The 18214-nt window shown below is 69.3% G+C and carries 14 protein-coding genes; 7 read left to right on the forward strand and 7 right to left on the reverse strand.

Annotated elements, in window-relative coordinates:
* The first annotated feature begins 12 nt into the window (after positions 1 to 12).
* Together OU415_RS14500 and OU415_RS14505 are read left to right on the forward strand one after the other, a co-directional pair.
* A complete protein-coding gene (locus OU415_RS14500; protein WP_270949261.1) occupies positions 13 to 1101 on the forward strand; it encodes an acyl-CoA dehydrogenase family protein in 1089 nt (362 codons plus the stop codon).
* Between the two features lie 137 nt (positions 1102 to 1238).
* Positions 1239 to 1364 carry a hypothetical protein gene (locus OU415_RS14505; protein ID WP_270949262.1) on the forward strand — a complete coding sequence of 42 codons (126 nt, stop codon included), beginning with the start codon at positions 1239 to 1241 and terminating at the stop codon, positions 1362 to 1364.
* 99 nt (positions 1365 to 1463) lie between these two features.
* On the opposite strand, the gene OU415_RS14510 is transcribed toward OU415_RS14505, so the two are convergent.
* From OU415_RS14510 to OU415_RS14525, 4 genes are all read right to left on the reverse strand, one after another.
* Positions 1464 to 1892, reverse strand: coding sequence for a MaoC family dehydratase (locus OU415_RS14510; protein ID WP_270949263.1), 429 nt, complete (start codon positions 1890 to 1892; stop codon positions 1464 to 1466).
* Positions 1892 to 2356: a MaoC family dehydratase N-terminal domain-containing protein gene (locus OU415_RS14515; protein WP_270949265.1), complete on the reverse strand. Its 465-nt coding sequence runs from the start codon at positions 2354 to 2356 to the stop codon at positions 1892 to 1894. The genes OU415_RS14510 and OU415_RS14515 overlap by 1 nt, the downstream gene beginning before the upstream one ends.
* 305 nt (positions 2357 to 2661) lie before the next feature.
* Positions 2662 to 3822: an acetyl-CoA C-acetyltransferase gene (locus OU415_RS14520; protein ID WP_270949266.1), complete on the reverse strand. Its 1161-nt coding sequence runs from the start codon at positions 3820 to 3822 to the stop codon at positions 2662 to 2664.
* Between the two features lie 192 nt (positions 3823 to 4014).
* Entirely contained in the window at positions 4015 to 4851 is an 837-nt protein-coding gene (locus tag OU415_RS14525) for an SAM-dependent methyltransferase (RefSeq protein ID WP_270949267.1), read from the reverse strand.
* Between the two features lie 128 nt (positions 4852 to 4979).
* Here OU415_RS14525 and OU415_RS14530 point away from each other — a divergent pair, with 128 nt between their 5' ends.
* The 3 genes from OU415_RS14530 to OU415_RS14540 all read left to right on the forward strand — a co-directional run bounded on the left by OU415_RS14530 (position 4980) and on the right by OU415_RS14540 (position 6490).
* The gene (locus OU415_RS14530) at positions 4980 to 5849 is read left to right on the forward strand and encodes a helix-turn-helix domain-containing protein (protein ID WP_270949268.1); all 870 of its coding nucleotides are present in this window, start codon (positions 4980 to 4982) and stop codon (positions 5847 to 5849) included.
* A 109-nt stretch (positions 5850 to 5958) separates the two neighbouring features.
* Positions 5959 to 6192, forward strand: a complete 234-nt coding sequence (locus OU415_RS14535; RefSeq protein WP_270949269.1) for a DUF397 domain-containing protein — start codon at positions 5959 to 5961, stop codon at positions 6190 to 6192.
* Complete coding sequence (locus tag OU415_RS14540; protein ID WP_270949270.1) at positions 6176 to 6490, forward strand: hypothetical protein; 315 nt, start codon at positions 6176 to 6178, stop codon at positions 6488 to 6490. The genes OU415_RS14535 and OU415_RS14540 overlap by 17 nt, the downstream gene beginning before the upstream one ends.
* Before the next feature lie 109 nt (positions 6491 to 6599).
* On the opposite strand, the gene OU415_RS14545 is transcribed toward OU415_RS14540, so the two are convergent.
* Positions 6600 to 11606: a tetratricopeptide repeat protein gene (locus OU415_RS14545; RefSeq protein WP_270949271.1), complete on the reverse strand. Its 5007-nt coding sequence runs from the start codon at positions 11604 to 11606 to the stop codon at positions 6600 to 6602.
* 386 nt (positions 11607 to 11992) lie between these two features.
* Positions 11993 to 13066 carry a lysozyme gene (locus tag OU415_RS14550; RefSeq protein WP_270949272.1) on the reverse strand — a complete coding sequence of 358 codons (1074 nt, stop codon included), beginning with the start codon at positions 13064 to 13066 and terminating at the stop codon, positions 11993 to 11995.
* A gap of 507 nt (positions 13067 to 13573) precedes the next feature.
* Between OU415_RS14550 and OU415_RS14555 the strand changes: the two genes are divergently transcribed.
* Entirely contained in the window at positions 13574 to 15961 is a 2388-nt protein-coding gene (locus tag OU415_RS14555; protein ID WP_270949322.1) for a Tex family protein, read from the forward strand.
* A 341-nt stretch (positions 15962 to 16302) separates the two neighbouring features.
* On the opposite strand, the gene OU415_RS14560 is transcribed toward OU415_RS14555, so the two are convergent.
* Positions 16303 to 16731, reverse strand: a complete 429-nt coding sequence (locus OU415_RS14560; protein WP_270949273.1) for a hypothetical protein — start codon at positions 16729 to 16731, stop codon at positions 16303 to 16305.
* Positions 16732 to 17452: 721 nt separating this feature from the next.
* Between OU415_RS14560 and OU415_RS14565 the strand changes: the two genes are divergently transcribed.
* On the forward strand, positions 17453 to 18205 hold the full coding sequence (locus tag OU415_RS14565) for an IclR family transcriptional regulator (protein ID WP_270949274.1): 753 nt from the start codon (positions 17453 to 17455) through the stop codon (positions 18203 to 18205).
* The last annotated feature ends 9 nt before the right edge of the window (positions 18206 to 18214 follow it).

Consider the following 18214-nt stretch of genomic DNA (forward strand, 5'->3'; position numbering starts at 1 on the left):
GAGGGAGGAACTGTGCGCTTCGCGTTCACCGAGGAGCAGGAAGAGCTCCGCAGCACCGTGCGCAAGCTGCTCGACCGCCACGGCGGTCCGCCGATCCCCGATCCGGGAGCACCGGACGCCGGTTTCGACCCGGCGCTGTGGAAGCAGCTCGGGGAGATCGGCGCGCACGCCCTGGCCATCCCCGAGGAGCACGACGGCGTCGGCGCCACGCTGCTGGAAACCCTGATCGTCGTCGAGGAACTGGGCCGCCGGCTGGTGAACAACCCGTTCCTCGGCAGCAGCGTGCTCAGCGCCCAAGCGCTGCTGGCCGCGGGGAACACCGAAGCCTGCGAACGGCTGCTCCCGGGCATCGCGTCGGGCGAGCAGGTGGTCTCGCTCGCCTGGGCGGAAGCGGATTCCCCTTGGTCCGTCAGCACTTTCGCGACCAGCGCGGAGCTCGGCGCGGAGGGCTGGCGGATCGACGGGCGCAAGACGCTGGTGCTCGACGCGACGCGAGCAGACGTACTGCTCGTCGTCGCGATGGCCGACGGCGAGGCGTCGCTGTTCGAAGTCTCGCCGTCGACCACCGCGACCGCATCAACCCCGCTGGACCTCACCCGCAGCATCGGCGAAGTCCACCTCAGCGGGACGTCCGCCCAGCTCATCGGGGCGGCGCCCCTGCAGCGCATCACCGACGCAGCGGCCGCCGCAGTGGCCGCTGAGTCGATCGGCGCAGCACAGCGCTGGCTGCACGAGACAGTGGAGTACACCAAGCTGCGCAAGCAGTTCGGCCGCCCCATCGGCTCGTTCCAGGCCATCAAGCACCGGCTCGCCGACTGCTACGCGGCGATCGAGTCGGCCCGCTCCCTGTCCTACGCGGCGAGCTGGGCCGTGTCCACTCAGGACGATCAAGCCGGTGAGCTAGCTTCGATGGCCAAATCCGCCTGCTGCGAGGCCTATTCGCTGATCGCCGCAGAAGGTGTCCAGCTGCACGGCGGCATCGGCATCACCTGGGAGCACGAAGCCCACCTCCACCTGAAGCGGGCCCACGCGGCGAAGCACCTCTTCGGCACCCCGCAGAGCCACCGCGCGAGCCTCCCCCTCCGCGGAACAGCGGACTGACCCATCGTTTCGCCTGGTCAGACCCCGTGAGTCCTTTGGGCGGCTATAGCAACTCAAAAGACTCACGGCCCTGACCAGGCCAAACGACGGGTTCGGGCTAGCCGGACGACCGCGCGACTGGTCAACGCAACGCGCGGTTGGCCGCACCGGCGTGGAGTTCGCACATCTCGCTGGCGGTCGCGAAGGGCATCATCGCCGCCGACCACGGCACCCGCACCCGCGCCGAAGTCCTCGAGCTGGCCACCCGACGACTCCTGGACTAGCCGGTCGGAAGGTGGCAGCTGGTCAGGGCTCGTGCGTAGTTCGGGGCGCTATAGCACCCCAAAGTGCGCACGAGCCCTGACCAGGCTGAACGATGGGTATCAGGTGAGGCGGACGACCGCTCGGGCCTTGGCGAGGACTTCCACGTCCTCGCAGGTGGCTGTGAGGTCCACCGCGACCTGGTTGTCCGGCAGCTTCTCGGCCACTCGGCCGGTGACCAGCACCTCGACGCCGGTGTCGTCGTCGGGCACCACCACGGGTTTGGCGAAGCGGACGCCGTACTCCAGCACCGCGCCCGGGTCGCCCACCCAGTCCGTGACCAGGCGCGCCGCTTCGGCCATGGTGAGCATGCCGTGCGAGATCACGTTCGGCAGACCCGCTGCCCTGGCGATCCGCTCGTTCCAGTGGATCACGTTGAAGTCCCCGGAAGCACCGCAGTACTTCACCAGCGTCAACCGCTGGATCGGGTACCGCTCCGGGCCGATCTCGGTTCCGACCGCCACGTCGTCGTAGCGCAGGTTGGCCGCCATCACTCCCCCGCTCCGGCCGCGGTCCCCCGCGACACGATCACGTTCGTCGCGGTGCACACCAAGTCCCCGCCCGCATCGCGGATCTCGGTCTCCACCCGCACCAGCTCGTTCTGCCCGGCGTCGCGGATCTCGGCGATCCGCCCGGACGCGGTCAGCACGTCACCCGCCCGGATCGGCCGCTCGTAGCGGAACTTCTGCTCCCCGTGCACCACCAACCGCATGTTCAGCCCGAACTCGGGCCGCCGGATCGGGTTGCTCTCCGCAGCAGCGCCGGCAGCCACGATCCCGAACGTCGGCGGCGCGATCACGTCCGGATGCCCCAACTCCCGTGCAGCATCGACGCTCCGGTACGCGGGATTGGGATCCCCGATCGCCTCGGCGAACTCCCGGATCTTCCCGCGCGTCACCTCGTACGCCTCGCCCGCGCTGAACTCGAAACCCACGAACTCCCTGTTGATCGCCACGCCACTCCCTCGCTCGGTCGGTCGGTACATGGAGCGTTTTTCATCCTGCTCGACAACCGCGACCGCGGATCCGAGGTTCGGCGTCCGCGAAGCTGTCGCCAAGCGCCGCCAGGCGCTTTCGGGCCCACCCTCGCAACCGGCACCGCCGCGGGTTCTCAGACTGTCCCCGCCCGACCTGGGCTCTTGGCGAGGCCAGTCCCGTTTGCCGCGTATTGGACATACATAAAACGGGATCCCGCAGCCAGGCGGCGTCTGAGGTTCCGCCACCCGCACCGCCACGCAAAATGAGGATGGAAAACCTCAAGTCAAAGGCGTTCGATGATGGTGACGTTGGCCGTGCCACCGCCTTCGCACATGGTCTGGAGGCCGTAGCGGCCGCCGGTGCGCTCCAGTTCGGACAGCAGGGTCGTCATCAGCTTCGTGCCCGTCGCGCCCAGCGGGTGACCCAACGCGATCGCACCGCCGTTGGGGTTGACGCGGGCCGGGTCGATGTCGATCTCCTTGAGCCAGGCCAGCACGACGCTCGCGAACGCCTCGTTGATCTCGACCACGTCGATGTCGGATGCGCTCAGGCCCGTCTTGGCCAGCGCGTGCTTGGTCGCCGGGATCGGTGCTGAGAGCATGAAAACGGGGTCGTCGCCGCGCACGCTCATGTGGTGCACGCGAGCTCGCGGGCGCAACCCGTGCTCGGCGACCGCCTTCTCCGAGGCGATCAGCAGCGCTGAAGAACCGTCGGAGATCTGGCTGGCCACGCCGGCGGTGAGCCGGCCGCCTTCGCGCAGCAGCTTGAGGCCTTCGAGCTTCTCCTTGCTGGTGTCGCGCCGCGGGCCCTCGTCGTGCTCGACGCCGGCGATCGGCGCCAGCTCACCGGCGAAGTGGCCCGCGTCGATCGCCGCCGCCGCGCGGCGGTGGCTGGTCAGCGCGAACTCCTCCATGTCGTCGCGGGAGATGTCCCACTTCTCGGCCATCAGCTCCGCACCGCGGAACTGCGTGACCTCCTCGTCCCCGTAACGCTCGTACCAGCCGGTCGATCCCGATTTCGGCCCGTAGGCCACCGGGAACCCGAGCTCGGCGGCACCCCGCAGCGCGCTGCCGATCGGGATCGCGCTCATGTTCTGCACGCCACCGGCGATCACCATCTCCGAGGTGCCGCTGAGCACCGCTTGAGAGGCGAAGTGCACCGCCTGCTGCGAAGAACCGCACTGCCGGTCGATGGTCACCCCGGGCACGTGCTCGGGGAATCCCGCCGCCAGCCAACCGGTTCGCCCGATGTTGCCCGCCTGCCCGCCGACCGCGTCGACGCAGCCCCACACGACGTCGTCCACCGCGGCCGGGTCGATCCCGGTGCGCGATACCAGGTTCTGCAGCACGTGCGCGGACAGGTCCGCGGGGTGGATGCCGCTGAGCCCTCCGCCGCGCTTGCCCACCGGGGTTCGCACCGCGTCGATGATGTATGCCTCGGCCATGACCGTCCTCTCCGCCGCACCGGCCGATCCGCGCGGAATCCCGGCAGCGCAAGCTGATCCAGCTCGACATCAGTGCGGACGAGTCTAACGAAACAAGCAAGCGTTTGGTAGAGGTCGATGCGCCCACCTCTCCCGGGCAGCAGCGAGGGGGCGTCGATTTAGCACCAAAATCGCCCCCCCCTCGGTGGACGGTCAGGGCTTGCGGGCCACCGCTCCGGCGATGCAGTACTGGACCGGGGAGAGCGGCTTGAGGCGGGGGCCCGTGGGCCACCAGTCCGCGCAGAGCGTCAGACCCGGTTCCACGAACTCCAGACCGTTGAACATCGCCTCGATCTCGGCGCGGGTGCGGAACAGGCCGGTGCCCATCGGGCTGTGCAGGAACGTCTGCTCCATGCGCCGCGCGAGGTCGCTGAACTCGTCGGTCTCCGGGTCCAGGAAGTGGCTGATGCCGACGTAGGAACCCGACGGCAGCGCGTCGATGTACTCGCGCATGATGTCCTGCGGCGGCCGTTCGCCGTCGTAGTGGTGCAGGGTTCCCATCTGGAACAGCGCGATCGGTTCGCTGAAGTCCAGGTGCCTGCGCACCACTTCGTCCTGCAGGATCCGCGCGGGCTCGAAGATGTCGGCCGGGCTGAAGTGGGTCTGGGTGTTCTCCTCCAGCAGCGCGCGCCCGTGCGCGAGCACCACCGGGTCGTTGTCGACGTAGACGACCCGCGAATCGGGCGCGATGCGCTGCGCGACCTGGTGGGTGTTCTCCGCGGTCGGCAGCCCGGAACCGCAGTCCAGGAACTGGGTGACGCCGGTTTCGGCGGCGATGAACCGGGTCGCCCGGATCAGGAACTGCCTGTTGTCCCAAGCGAGCTGGGCCGCTTCCGGGGCGACTTCGCGCACCCGGTGGAAGACTTCGCGGTCCACCTCGTAGTTGTCCTTGCCGCCGAGGAAGGCGTCGTAGACGCGGGCGATGCTGGCCTTGCTGGTGTCGATGTGGATCGGGGTCTCGCCGTCGGAGGCGGCGACATCGGCAGTCATCGAGGTGTCCTCACTGGGCTTTCGTCGGGGGGAGCGGTCGAGGGTTGCATAGCGTACGAGCTTCGCTGCTCTGAGTAAACGGTCGATGTGCTATCACTGCGTTGAGCAGGTAACGAGGAGGTGCGGCCATGGCCCGGCAGGGTGCTGCCCGCGATGGAAGTCCGACGGCACGGCGCATCATCCTGGGCGCCCAGCTGCGCCGGCTGCGCGAGGCCGCGGAGATCCCGCCCGCGGAAGCGGCGAAGGCCATCCGGGGTTCGGAGTCCAAGATCAGCCGGATGGAGCTGGGCCGGGTTTCGCTGAAGGAACGCGACATCGAAGACCTGCTCACCCTCTACGGCGTGCACGATCCCGCCGAGCGCGAGCACTTCATGCAGCTGGTCACCGATTCCCGGCAGCCGGGTTGGTGGAACCGGTACGCCGAGTCGATGCCCCCGTGGTTCCAGGACTACGTGGGCCTGGAGGGCGTCGCGGCGCGGATCCAGACCTACGAGCTGCAGTTCATCCCGGGATTGCTGCAGACCGAGGACTACGCGATGGCGCTGGCCAGTTCGGGGCATCCGTCGCTGGCCGACGACGACACGCGCCGGCGGGTGTCAGTGCGGATGACGCGCCAGAAGCTGCTGGACAGCCCGGACGCCCCGCGGTTGTGGGCGGTCATCGACGAATCCGTGCTGCACCGCCCGATCGGCGGCCCCGCGGTGCTGCGCGCGCAGATCGACCACCTGCTGGAGATGACGAAGCGGCCCAACATCGCGCTGCAGGTCGTGCCGTTCGCGCTGAGCGGGTACGCGGCGGAGGGTTCGTTCACCATGCTGCGCTTCGCCGAGCCCGAACTGCCGGATGTCGTGTACTTGGAGCACCTCAGCGGCGCGCTGTACCTGGACAAGCGGGAAGAGATCGAACGATACAGTCGTACACTCGATCGGCTGATGGTCGATGCCCGGACTCCGGAGCAAACCCGGCAAATGCTGAGGAAAATCCAGGTTTCACTCTGAACCACCGCCACGCCGCGCACGCTGAGTGATCGTCTTGTTGCGGAACGCTGTGGTACCGTTCGCGCAATGGCGTATGCAATTGCATGTGCAGCCGATCCAGGGAGACCTGATGAACGGTAGGTTCGAAGTCCCCGTCACCGCCCTGCCGGGCGTGAGCTGGCGAAAGTCCCAGCACAGCGGCAAGTGGGGCAATTGCGTCGAACTCGCGGCGCTGTCCGACGGCACCATCGCGATGCGCCAGTCGCGCGAGTCCGACGGCACCGCGCTGATCTACACCAGAGCCGAGCTGGCCGCTTTCCTGAGCGGCGCCAAGGACGGTGAGTTCGATGACCTCGTCCGTTGAGGACCAGTCCAGCATCCGGCTGCGCGAGCTCGTGGCCCGCGGATTCCGCCTGATGCCGCCGGTGCGCGACGCCGACGGCGAGCTCATGGCCCTGATCTACGTGCGCCCGCACGGGGACATCGTCGACGTCGTCGAGCTCCGCGGAGAGGACGACGTCCGAGCAGCCCGCGTCTCGCAGGAGCACGGCCTCACCGCGGCGAACACGACCCGCGCGCAGTGGCACACCGCCGGAGAAGCCTGCGAGGTCCTCGACCAGGTCCTCGCGCTCCCGGACCGCCTGATCGTCGCCCGCGCCTGACTCCGCGCAGACCCTCCCTGAGCCGACGGCAGATCGGCGGGGTGGAGCGAACGGACCGTCCGCGCCGCCTTTCGAGGCATTCGGTCCGTTCGCTCCGCACCCACCCAGGTCAGGGCAGGCGCGCCAGGAGCGTGGTCGCCTGCTCCGCGAAGGATCCGTCCTCGGTGCGGACCGCCCGGTCCAGCAGCTCGCGGGCCACCTCGATCTCGCCGCGCCGGTAGCGGAATTCGGCGACGCGGTAAGCCGCTTCGGCGATGAGCTCGGCGTCCTCGGTGTTGGCGAGGGTGTACTCGTAGTGCCGCGCCGCTTCCGCGTGCTCTTCGCGCCAGTAGTGCATTTCCGCCAGATGCGCCGAAGCCAGCGCCGCCGACGGGTGGCCGAGGTCGATCAGCGCTTGGAACCACGGCATCGCCGCTTCGATGTCCCGGCGGCGCTTGGCGATCACGCCGAGGTTCATCGCGCCCTTCGCCGACAGCTCCGAGTCGTCGGACTCCCACGCCCGCAGGCTCCACCCGCGCGCTTCCTCGTCGTCCTCCGCCTGGTAGGCGATCGCGGCGAGTTCCAGCAAGGCCTGCCCCGCGTAGAAGTCGTCCGGGGCGGCCTGGATCAGCTGCCGGAAGGTCTGCTGGGCCTGCGCCACCTCGCCTTCCTTGTTCAGCGACTGGGCCAGCGCGTAGACCGCCATCGGGGAGAACTTCTCGTCGGCGTCGTCGGCCGCTTCGCGGAACAGCTCGATCGCCCCGGCCGTGTCGCCTTCGTCGCGGCGCTTGAGACCGAGCATCGCCTTCATCGCCGAGCCCAGGACTTCGTCCGGGCGCTGCATGAGCTCTTCGGCCGCCGCCGGGTCGTCCTCGGACAGGATCTCCACCAGCCGGAACTTCGCCACCGATGCGGAGCTCTCGTCGCCGTTGTCGAGCACCCACTCGTAGGTCTGCTTCGCGCTGGTGAGCTCGCCGCGACGCTGCAGCACGTCGCCCAGCGCCAGCACCGCGGCAGGTTCCGGTTCCGGCGCACCGATCTCCACCGCGCAACGCAGGTAGACCAGTGCGGAATCGGTGTCGTCGGCGTTGAGGAACTCGGTTCCCGCATCGAAGGCCCATTCCGCGACGTCGCGTTCGGGCACCACTTCGGCCAGGCGCCGCAACGTGTCCGCCGCTGCGGCGTGCTCCCCGCCCGAATGCTGCTGCTCCAGCGCCACGCGAGCGTTGTGCAGCGCGTCCTCGCTCAAGCCTTCGTGGGTCGCGTGAGCAGCGGCTTTCACGTAGGCGTTGACCGCGCCGGGCAGGTCGCCCTCCTCGTGACGGATCATGCCCAGGCCCATCTCGCCGCGCGCCGCGATGTCCGGGTTGCCGGACCGGCTGACGCGTTCGTACTCGATGCCGGCCGCGTCGCGATCACCTTGCGCCAGGAGCATGTTCGCCAGTCGGCTCCGCGCCGCCTCGGACTGCTCCGGCACGTCGAGCGCCGCCGCCGCGCCGAACCAGCGGATCGCCTCGTCCAGCTCCTCGGCCCGCGATGCGCGCTCACCGAGCCAGAGCATCGCGACGATCGCGGTGTCCGGGTGGTCCGAACCGGACGCGCGGTGCAGCAGTTCGCGGGCGGCTTCGGCGGTCTCACCGACCTGCGCGATGCGGCGGTGCAGCGCGTCGCCGAACTGCTCGGGTGATTCGGCGGCCGCTTCCGCCTGGTCCCAGGCGCGTCGCGCCTCGACCGGGTCGCCGGACTCGTGGTGCAGCTGGCCGAGCAGCACACCGGCGTCCAGCGCGGGAATCCCGGTGCCCGCGCCGAAGGCGTTCCGGCACGCGGACTTCGCACCTTCGACGTCGTTGAGCCGCGCGAGCAGCTGCGCCAGCAGCACGCCGGCGTGCCCACCGCGTTCCGGGTCCGCCACGGCGCGGCGGTACCAGGCCAGCGCGATCGCGTGCTCCTGCTGCTGTTCAGCGAGGTGACCGAGCTGCGCCTGACCGCGGGGCGCCAGATCCGGGTGCCCGTGGTCGGCGACCATGCGGAAGAACGCCCGCGCCTCGGCCCGGTCCTCCACCGCCATCCCGAAGTCCAGGCCCAGCTCGGAGCAGGTCCGCAGGTCGTCGCCGGACACCTCGGCCAGCACCGACGCCGCGTCGGCCACGTCGCCCCACGCCGCGCACCAGAAGTCGGCGACCCGGGGCGAGTCGAAGTGCTCGGCGATCGCCGCCCGCGCCCCGTCGACGTCGCCCTCCCCCATCAGCCGATATCCGCGCTGCTCAGCGGTTTCAGTGCCCATCGCCTGGTGCACGCGGAGCGTGACGTCCGGGTCGTCGAAGGCCAGGGCCTGCTCGTAAGCGTCCCGCGCCCCGGCGTCGTCGCCGTTGTCCCGCCGCAGGTTGCCGAGCTCCAACGCGGCGTGCGCCTGGATCTCCGCGACTCCGGAAGCGATCGCGGCCGCGTAAGCGTCCTCGGCGAGGTCTGTTTCTCCGCGCTTGGCGAGCAAAGGCGCGCGGTAGGCGGTCGCCAGGGCTACCTGATTGCGGTCCCCCACCGACGCTGCGCGCTCGAACGCCGCCAACGCGCCATCGACGTCGTCGCGCTCGTCGCGGAGCACTCCCAGCCGCAGCGCAGCCTCACCGGCGTTCTCGGTGTCCCCGGCCGCGACTTCGGCCAACTGCTGCTCGGCGCCGTCCAGATCACCGTCGTTCTGCAGCAGCTCCGCGAGGCTGGACCGGGCAACGGCGGCTTCGTGCGGCTTGTCCCCGCTCGCCGCCCGCTCCCAAGCCTCGCGAGCCCCTGCCATGTCCCCGTTCTCGTTGCGCAGCGCACCGAGGAACAGCAGCGCTTCCTGCTGCCGATCGGGGTGACCGGCATCGGCCACCAGCGATAACGCTTGGCCGGTGAACTCGACATCGCCCAGCGCCTGGTGCTGGTGCGCCAGGTTCAAGCACAGTTCGGTCGCGCTCTCGTGCAGTTCCGGCTCTTCGGCCAGCTCGGCGAGAACAGCGCCCGCGCGGTCGAGATCGCGCCGGATCGCGTGCGCACCGAAAACCGCCAGCGCTTCGACGTCCGACTCCGAGCCCGCGGCCTGGTCGAAGCACTCCGACGCGGCGTCGAAATCAGCGGAGAGCACCAACTTCTCGCCCAGCAGGTAGGACGCGCGGGGCCCGAACTCGGGGTGACCGCTGGCGATGGTGGTCCGGTAGAGCGCCTCGAGCTCCTCGTCACGGCCGGCGATGCGGTAGAGCATCGCGAGCCTGCCGAACACCTCGGCCAGCAACGACGGATATCCCGCGGCAGCGGCGGTGGCGAACGCCGTGATCACGTCCTCCGGCTCGCCGTGCTCGACCAGCAGGTCACCGAGCTGCGCCGCCGACCACGGCAGCAGCAGCGGATGCCCGCCGTCGACGATCCGCTCCAGCAGCCGCACCGCGTCGTCCGTCCGCTGCTCGCGGACCAGCCAACCGGCCAGCAGCTGACCGGCCTTGGTCCACACCAGCTGGTTCGGCGATTCGACCAGCTCGCCCAGCAGCTCCACCGCGGAGGTGACGTCGGTGGTCAGCAGCAGTTCGGCCTGCACCAGCAGCGCCAGGTCGCGCACCTGCGGATCAGCGGCGAGCGCGTCCAGCCCGCCGTCCTCGTCGTGCTCGAGGCGGAAGAGCGCTTCGAGCACGGGACGCGCAGCGGGCTCGTCGATCAACGCGCGGCGGAATGCGGCGTCCTGCGCGAGCGAGCCCTCGTCGGCGGTCAAAGCGCGCTGCAGGGTCCGGCGGGCCTGTTCGGCGTCGCCGGAGACCGCCTCCAGCAGGCCGAGCGAGTTGGCCGCCATCACCGACCACATCCGCACGTCCATGTCGATGACCTGCTGGTACGCCAGGCGCGCGGCGTCCGGGTCACCGGCGCCTGCCGCCTGGTGGGCGCGCATCGCGAGCTGCCTGGCGTCGTCCCCGGCCGGGTCCTGCTGCGCGTCGACGACGTCCATCATGGACAGTGCGAGTTCGGCCTGGTGCGCGACGCGCGCGTCCTCGGCCTGCGCGGCCCGGCGGAACGCCGTCGCGGCCTCCTCCGCATCACCGTGCTCGTACTGGAGAACGCCGAGGTTGTAGGCCGCCAGCGGCGCCTTGTCCGGGTGCTCGGAAGCCAGGACCCGCCCGAAGCTCTCGATCGCCCCGGCGACATCGCCCTCGTCGCGCTGCAGCTCGGCCAGCACGCCCCACGCCTCGACGGAGAAGTGCGGGTGCCGGGTGTTGATCACCCGCTGGTAGATCTCGCGCGCCTGGTCCGGCTGCTCCAGCGCGCGCAGCTGCATGCCGAGGTGGATCAGCGCGTGCAGCCGGATGCCCGGGCGCGGGTCGTCGGCCGCGGCCCGGAACGCCTCGGCCGCTCCCGCCGCGTCACCCAGGTCCTCCAGCACCCCGCCCAGCAGCACATGCCCCCAGCCGAGGTGCTCGGGGTGGCGGTAGGCGATGATCCGCTCGGCCAGCCGCCGCGCGGTTTCCGGCTCCTCGGCGTGCAGCGCGTAGAGCTTCGCCGCGCCCAGCGATCCGAAGTTCTGGTGCCCGCTGTCCAGCAGCCGCTGCAAGATCGGCTCGGCGTCGGCGTGGCGCCCCTGCTCCAGCAGCGAGCACGCCTGCTCGTAGGCGACCTGGAGGTACTGGTCGGTGGAGCGCTCACCGGGCTCGGGCAGCTCGAGCTCCGAGGCGATCTCGACGACCCCGGGGTCGCTGCTGGTCAGCGCCCGATCACGGGCTTCCCGGGCACCCTCGACATCGCCGAGCATGTGCAGCACCTGGGCCAGCAGCGCATCGGCGCGACCAGCGGCGTCCGGGTCGGCGCCGTCGGCGGCGAAGCGCAGCACGGCTTGGGCTGCGGTCAGGTCGTCGGCTTCGAACAGCAGCAGGCCTAAGGAGATCGCGGCGATCTGGGCGTAGATCGGATGCCCGGAGTCGATGGCCCGCTGGTACATCGCGCGAGAGCGCTCGGGGTCGTCGAGCTCGCCGAGCAGCCCGCCCAGCAGGCACGCGGCGTGCGCTGCGGCGTCGAAGTCGCCGTCGTCGAGGACGGTGCTCAGCTCCCGCTCCGCGGCGGCGAGGTCACCACTGCCCCACAGCTTCCGAGCTGCGGTGACCCGCTGTTCCCACAATGACACGCCGCGCCTCCGATCAGGTGATCATCGATCGCGGCGAGGATATCGGTCCGCCGCACCTGTTACGGCCCGTCCCCTGGACCGAAAAAGCCGACGAAGATCACCTGCCTCGGACGCAACCGAACACCCCCGCCGAACGTCCAACAACACCCGAACGCTCATCTGTCCACAAGGGACAAATGTGCCGAGGGTGCCTTTCTGCAGGTGGTGGACCGTGAGCACTTTGTGTCGCTATGGCAACAAAAAGTACTCACGGATCCTGAGCAGGCAAAACGCTCCGATTGGGCGGATTCCCGAGTTCGGGGACCGTCCGCAGGCGCAGAAGAGCGGGCCGCCCGCTTTCGCGGACGGCCCGCTCCCGTCGAAATTCCGCGGCGCGAACGCCTGGGTCAGCGCGCCAGCTTCTCCAAGCGCGCCTGGCCCTCCTGGAACTGGTTCAGGTCGGTGTTGCCGCTGATGCCGGCAACGCTGCCCTGGTCGGTGTACTGCCAGAAGTGCCAGTTGCTGAAGCCGTTGGGCACGGACGGGCTGTCCACGCCGTAGGAAGCCAGCCACAGCGGGTGCCCGTCGAAGCTGTTGGTGCTGCCCATGCACTCCCGCCAGAACGACGGGTTGGCGTAGATGACCGGCTCCTTGCCGGTGCGCTCCTTGACCTTGTCGTTGAAGGTCTTGGTCCACTGGTGCATCTGGTCCACCGACATCCCGTAGCAGCCGCCCGAGTTCGGGTCGACCTCCAGGTCCAGCACCGGCGGCAGGGTCTTGCCGTCGGCCTGGTAGTCGGCGACGTCGAGGAACCGGTTGGCCTGCTCCTCGGCGGACGAGTCGCTCGGCCGCGCGAAGTGGTAGGCACCGGCGATCAGCCCGGCGGCCTTGGCCCCGTGGTACTGCTCGTTGTAGCGCGGGTTGGAGAAGCTGGTGCCGTCGGTGGCCAGCACGAAGGTGAACTTCTTGCCGTCCGCGGCGACCTTGCCCCAGTCGATGGGCCCGTTGTGGTTGGACACGTCGATGCCCTCGACCGGCGGGCCGAGCGGAGCCTCCGGCTCGGGTGCCGGAGCCGCCGGGGCGGCGTCGCGCGGCTCCGCCTGCTGCGGAGGGGGAGCTTGCTGCAGCGTGGCGTGCTGTTCCAGGGTGGCCTGCTTGTCGGGAGCGGCCTCCTGGATCGGGGCGGCCATCGCGGCCTCTTCGATCTGGGGCTTGGCCGGGCCGGCGACGGCGGTGCCGATCACCAGGCCGACGACGCCGACGGCTGCGACCGCGGCGCCCGCCTGCATCGAACGAGTGCGCGAAGCCCGCACGACGGGCTCGGGGAGCTTTTCCTGAACCGCGGCAACGTGCGGCGCAACCCTCTCCCGGAAGCGCCGCACCGCCGGAGCGTCCTGGACCCGCCGCAGCAGCGGGGCCAGCCACTGCACGAGGCGCTCGACCAGCGGCGCGAGCCACGCGCGAACGCGGTCCGCGGCCACGCGCAGGGCCTGGTCGACCCGCTGGGCAGAGGAGGGGGAGCTCTGCTTCGGGGTGGAAGCGTTGTCGAAGTTTTCGGGGGATCTCGGTTGGTCGGAGTTTTCGGGGTTCACGAGTCCCCACACTCCAGCACGGAGCGTGTACCGACATCGAGGTTTGTACGTGCCCGAGTACCTAGTTTAACCCCTTCGAGCTACAGCACTCGCTTGATCCGTCACGGTTCGTGACAACAGTGCGTCACGCTCCGAGATCCCGGCGGCCCAGGTCACAAGCCCTCCGGCTCCGCCACGCAGCACCGCAGTTTCAATTGAAACTGCGATCCGCCGTGCCTGGGGTTCGCAGTTTCAATTGAAACTGTGGTCCATCGGGCCCGACGACGGCCGGTGACCGGACCACCCCGATGAGCAGCATCCCGACACGCCGACGCGAGTGCGGACGTAGCCTGCGAGCCCGGTCCGGCACAATGTCCGGTCGGATCTGGCGAAGATCGCAGAGAAGGCGGAATCAGCATCGTGACGACTGTTCATCAGAAGATCGCCGAGGAGCTCGGCGTCCGCGAGCGCCAGGTGCAGTCCGCCGTCGAGCTGCTCGACGGCGGGGCGACTGTGCCCTTCATCGCCCGCTACCGGAAGGAAGCGACCGGCGCCCTCGACGACGCCCAGCTGCGCACGCTCGAAGAGCGCCTGCGCTACCTGCGCGAACTCGAAGAGCGGCGCACGACGGTGCTGGACTCGATCCGGTCCCAGGGCAAGCTCACCGACGAGCTCGAGGCGCAGATCACCGAGGCCGACTCGAAGGCGCGGCTGGAGGACATCTACCTCCCCTACAAGCCCAAGCGCCGCACCAAGGCCCAGATCGCGATCGAGGCGGGCCTCGAGCCGCTGGCGGACAAGCTGCTGGCCGACCCGAACAACGACCCGCAGCAGAACGCGGCCGAGTTCGTCGACGCCGACAAGGGCGTCGACGACGCGCAGGCCGCGCTGGACGGCGCGCGGTCGATCCTGGTGGAGCGCTTCTCCGAGGACGCCGACCTGATCGGCGAGCTGCGCGAGAAGGTCTGGGCGCGCGGCCGGGTGGTCTCCAAGGTCCGCGAGGGCAAGGAGGAGGAAGGGGCGAAGTTCGCCGACTACTTCGAGTTCTCCGAGCCGTTCACCGACCTGCCCTCGCACCGCATCCTGGCGCTGTTCCGCGGTGAGAACGAGGAGGCGCTGGAGCTGTCCCTGGAGCCGGACGACGGTTCCGAGCAGGTCGGCCCGACCGACTACGAGCTGCGCATCGCCCAGCAGTTCGGCATCGCCGACCAGGGCCGCCCGGCCGACAAGTGGCTGTCGGACGTGGTCCGCTGGGCGTGGCGGACCCGCATCCTGACCCGCCTGAGCGTGGACATGCGGCTGCGGCTGCGGCAGAACGCCGAGGACGAGGCGGTCCGGGTGTTCGCGGCCAACCTGCGCGACCTGCTGCTGGCCGCGCCCGCGGGCTCTCGCGCCACGATGGGCCTGGACCCGGGCTTCCGGACCGGCGTGAAGGTCGCGATCGTGGACGGCACCGGCAAGGTCGTCGCCACCGACACGATCTACCCGCACCAGCCGCAGCGGCAGTGGGACCAGGCGCTGGCCAAGCTGGCGGCGCTGGCCAAGGAGCACTCGGTCGACCTGATCGCGATCGGCAACGGCACGGCCTCCCGCGAGACCGACAAGCTGGCCGGCGAGCTGATCAGCCAGAACCCGGACCTGAAGCTCACCAAGATCTCGGTGTCCGAGGCGGGCGCGTCGGTGTACTCGGCTTCGGCTTACGCCTCGCGCGAGCTGCCGGACCTCGACGTCTCGCTGCGCGGCGCGGTGTCCATCGCCCGCCGCCTGCAGGACCCGCTGGCGGAGCTGGTGAAGATCGACCCGAAGTCGATCGGTGTCGGCCAGTACCAGCACGACGTGTCGGAGACGAAGCTGTCGCGTTCGCTGGACGCGGTGGTCGAGGACTGCGTGAACGCGGTGGGCGTGGACGTCAACACGGCGTCGGCCCCGCTGCTGACCCGCGTGTCGGGCATCAGCGAGACGCTGGCGGGCAACATCGTCCAGCACCGCGACACCAACGGCCCGTTCCGCACCCGCACGACGCTCAAGGACGTGGCGCGCCTGGGCCCGAAGGCGTTCGAGCAGTGCGCGGGCTTCCTGCGCATCCCGGACGGCGACGATCCGCTGGACTCCTCCGCGGTGCACCCGGAGGCCTACCCGGTGGTGCAGCGGATCATGGGCAGCACCGGCACGGAGATCCGCGAGCTGATCGGCAACGCCCGGGTGCTGAAGTCGGTGCGGCCGCAGGACTTCGTGGACGACGACTTCGGTCTCCCGACGGTCACCGACATCCTCGCCGAGCTCGACAAGCCGGGCCGCGACCCGCGTCCGGAGTTCAAGACGGCGTCCTTCGCCGACGGCGTGGAGAAGATCGCGGACCTCAAGCCGGGCATGACCCTGGAGGGCGTGGTCACCAACGTGGCGGCCTTCGGAGCCTTCGTGGACGTGGGCGTCCACCAGGACGGCCTGGTCCACGTCTCGGCGATGTCGAAGAACTTCGTCAACGACCCCCACGACGTCGTCAAGTCCGGAGAGATCGTCCGCGTCAAGGTCCTCGACGTGGATATCCCCCGCAAGCGAATCTCCCTGACCCTCCGCCTCGACGACGAGCCCGGAGCCGGCGGCAAGCCGGAGCGAGACTCCAACCGAGGCGGCGGCCGAGGCCAAGGCGGCGGCAACCGCAACGGCGGAGGCCGGAGCAACGGCAACCGCAACGGCCAGGGCGGCCGAAACGGAAACCGAGGCGGCGGCCAGCGAAACCAGCGCAACAACGCCCCGTCCGGAGCGATGGCCGACGCCCTCCGCAAGGCGGGCTTCGGCAAGTGACGTAAGCAGAGGGGCGGGGCGCCCTTCGCCTGTCTTCCCCGGGCCTTTCCCTTTTGCACCACTGCGCACGAACGGTCATAGCCTTCACGCCACCCGGAATGCGCAGAACCACGGATCACAGTTCCGTCCCGGTCCTGTTCATTGAGGACGTGACCGGCGAGGGCGAGCGGGGAACCTGCGAGCCCTCCGACACCTTGACGCCCGAAGGCGCGGGACCTCTCGACGATCATCGTCGCGGCACCGTGTGATGGTGTCGCTGCTGTTCATCGGCGGAGGCCAGCCCGGGCTCGAATCCGCTGATCACTGCTGACTCACGCTATGTGCACGGAGCTCCAGTCAGATCAGGCTGGACGCCCGTCCGGCCAGCGCGGATCTACCCGGATCATCTGGAGCATTCGCCAGCTGAACTTCACGTCGTACTCGTACATCACGTCGTCCGCACCTCGGCTCTCCAGGCCGTGATCCTCGAACGGGTACCACAGGTCGCCCTCTTCCAACGGGCCGAAGCGTTCCCGAACCTCGCTGAGCAAGTGCCGCCACGGCTCGAGCTCCTCCGGAGCCTCGACGTGCGGAACCTCCGAGTCCTCACGCCGCACGAATCCGCCATCGATCCAGAACCCGTTGGCATCCCCCACGACCTCGAAGTCGAACTCGGGCCACGGTTCGAAGTGGTAGATCAGCGACGTAGCGCGTTCCCCGTCAAGCCAGCGGGTTTCCTCCACCGCAGGTTCCCCGGCGAACTTCTTGACGTTGGCCAACGTCCGCTTCAACTCGAGAAGCTTCAGCCCCGCTGCAACCCGCTCCGCGACCTCCTGCATCTCGGCACGCGTTGCCCCGAACAGGGCAAGAGCCTCATCCACCCGCTCATCTGCACCCATGGTGGTGTCGAGCAAGTAGAGCTGAAAATCCCGCCCCTCACTGGGAACCGACTTCGAACTCCGCCATACCATCGGACCTCCTCCTCCCGCTCCGCCCCGAGCACTCGTTCCGGCCGAAACTTCGGACGAGATAACCGCTTCCGGTAGATCTTCAGCATCGTCGACCGCTCAACCGGGCCTGCCTCGTACTCCTTCTCTCCCCCAGTCCTGCAAAGCTCCTCGCGAAGCGCCAGTGCAGCGCCGACGCGACCCGAGGCGGCGAGCATGTCCGCCAGCTGAGCCCTCGTCACTACCCCCACACCACCAGCCCTCTCGATCCAGGCGCAAGCCAACGTTCCCCGGTGGCACCACCCCAACACCTTCCTGGTCCCCGCGCACCCGAAATGCGAAGGATCAAGACCGCGTGTCGGAGAACTAGAAGCTCGGCGCGCTGGCCCGGGATTGCTCTCCGACGGTCAACGCGGACTATTCCGGCATTTCCGAATACGTCACAAGTCGCGCAATTCAGCCGCAAAGGGCCTGCAATTCAACCCTTGCGTCAGCAAGTGGTCCGGGTCATACTCGCCTGGTCCAGCATTCTGCAACTGCTGTTCCAGAAAATGGAACTTTCTCTATGACCACTCTTGAAAGCGCAGCCGAAGTGCTCCGCTGCTTTTCGCCTGACCGCACCGAGCTCACGGTTACCGAGACAGCAGCGCTGCTCGGCCTGCCGAAGAGCACCACCTCGCGCTTGCTGCGCGCGATGCTGGCAGCCGGGTTCTTGGAGACCGTCGGGGAGAGCCGGCGCTACCGCCCCGGCGCTCTCGTGCTCGGGCTTTCGCGGTCGTACCGCACCAGTTCGGTCCTGTTCCGGCATGTCGACGCGGCGATCGCGGACATCGTCAAGCAGGTCGGGCACACCGGTTACGTCTCGATCCGCAGCGGGGTCGAGGTCATCGGCCTCACCGACCACCGGGGCAGCAACGCGCTGAGCGTTTCCCCGCAGCTGGGCCGCCCGCTGCCGGTGCATTCGACGGCCACCGGCAGGGCTCTGCTCGCCCGGATGCCCGACGACGCGGTCCGGGAGCTCTTCCCGCACGGCTGGGAACGGCAATCGGCCACGGCACCCGGCTCGGTCGACGAGCTGCTCGACCGGTTGTCCCTGGTCCGGAGGCAGGGATTCGCCGAGTCCTACGACGAAGCGGTCCGCGGCGCGGGCGTGGTGTCCACCGCCGTCGGGACGCAAGACGACGAGGCACTCGCCATGTGCATCGCCTACCCGCTCGCCACGGTCTCGGCCGAGGAAGTGAACGCGATGAAAGAGCTCATGGTGACCCGCACCGAGGAAATCGCCGCTCTGGTCGGTGACCACACCCGGCAGACCTGATCAAGACCC

The sequence above is a fragment of the Saccharopolyspora oryzae genome, assembly GCF_027853915.1.
In the GTDB taxonomy this organism is placed as follows: Bacteria; Actinomycetota; Actinomycetes; order Mycobacteriales; family Pseudonocardiaceae; genus Saccharopolyspora; species Saccharopolyspora oryzae.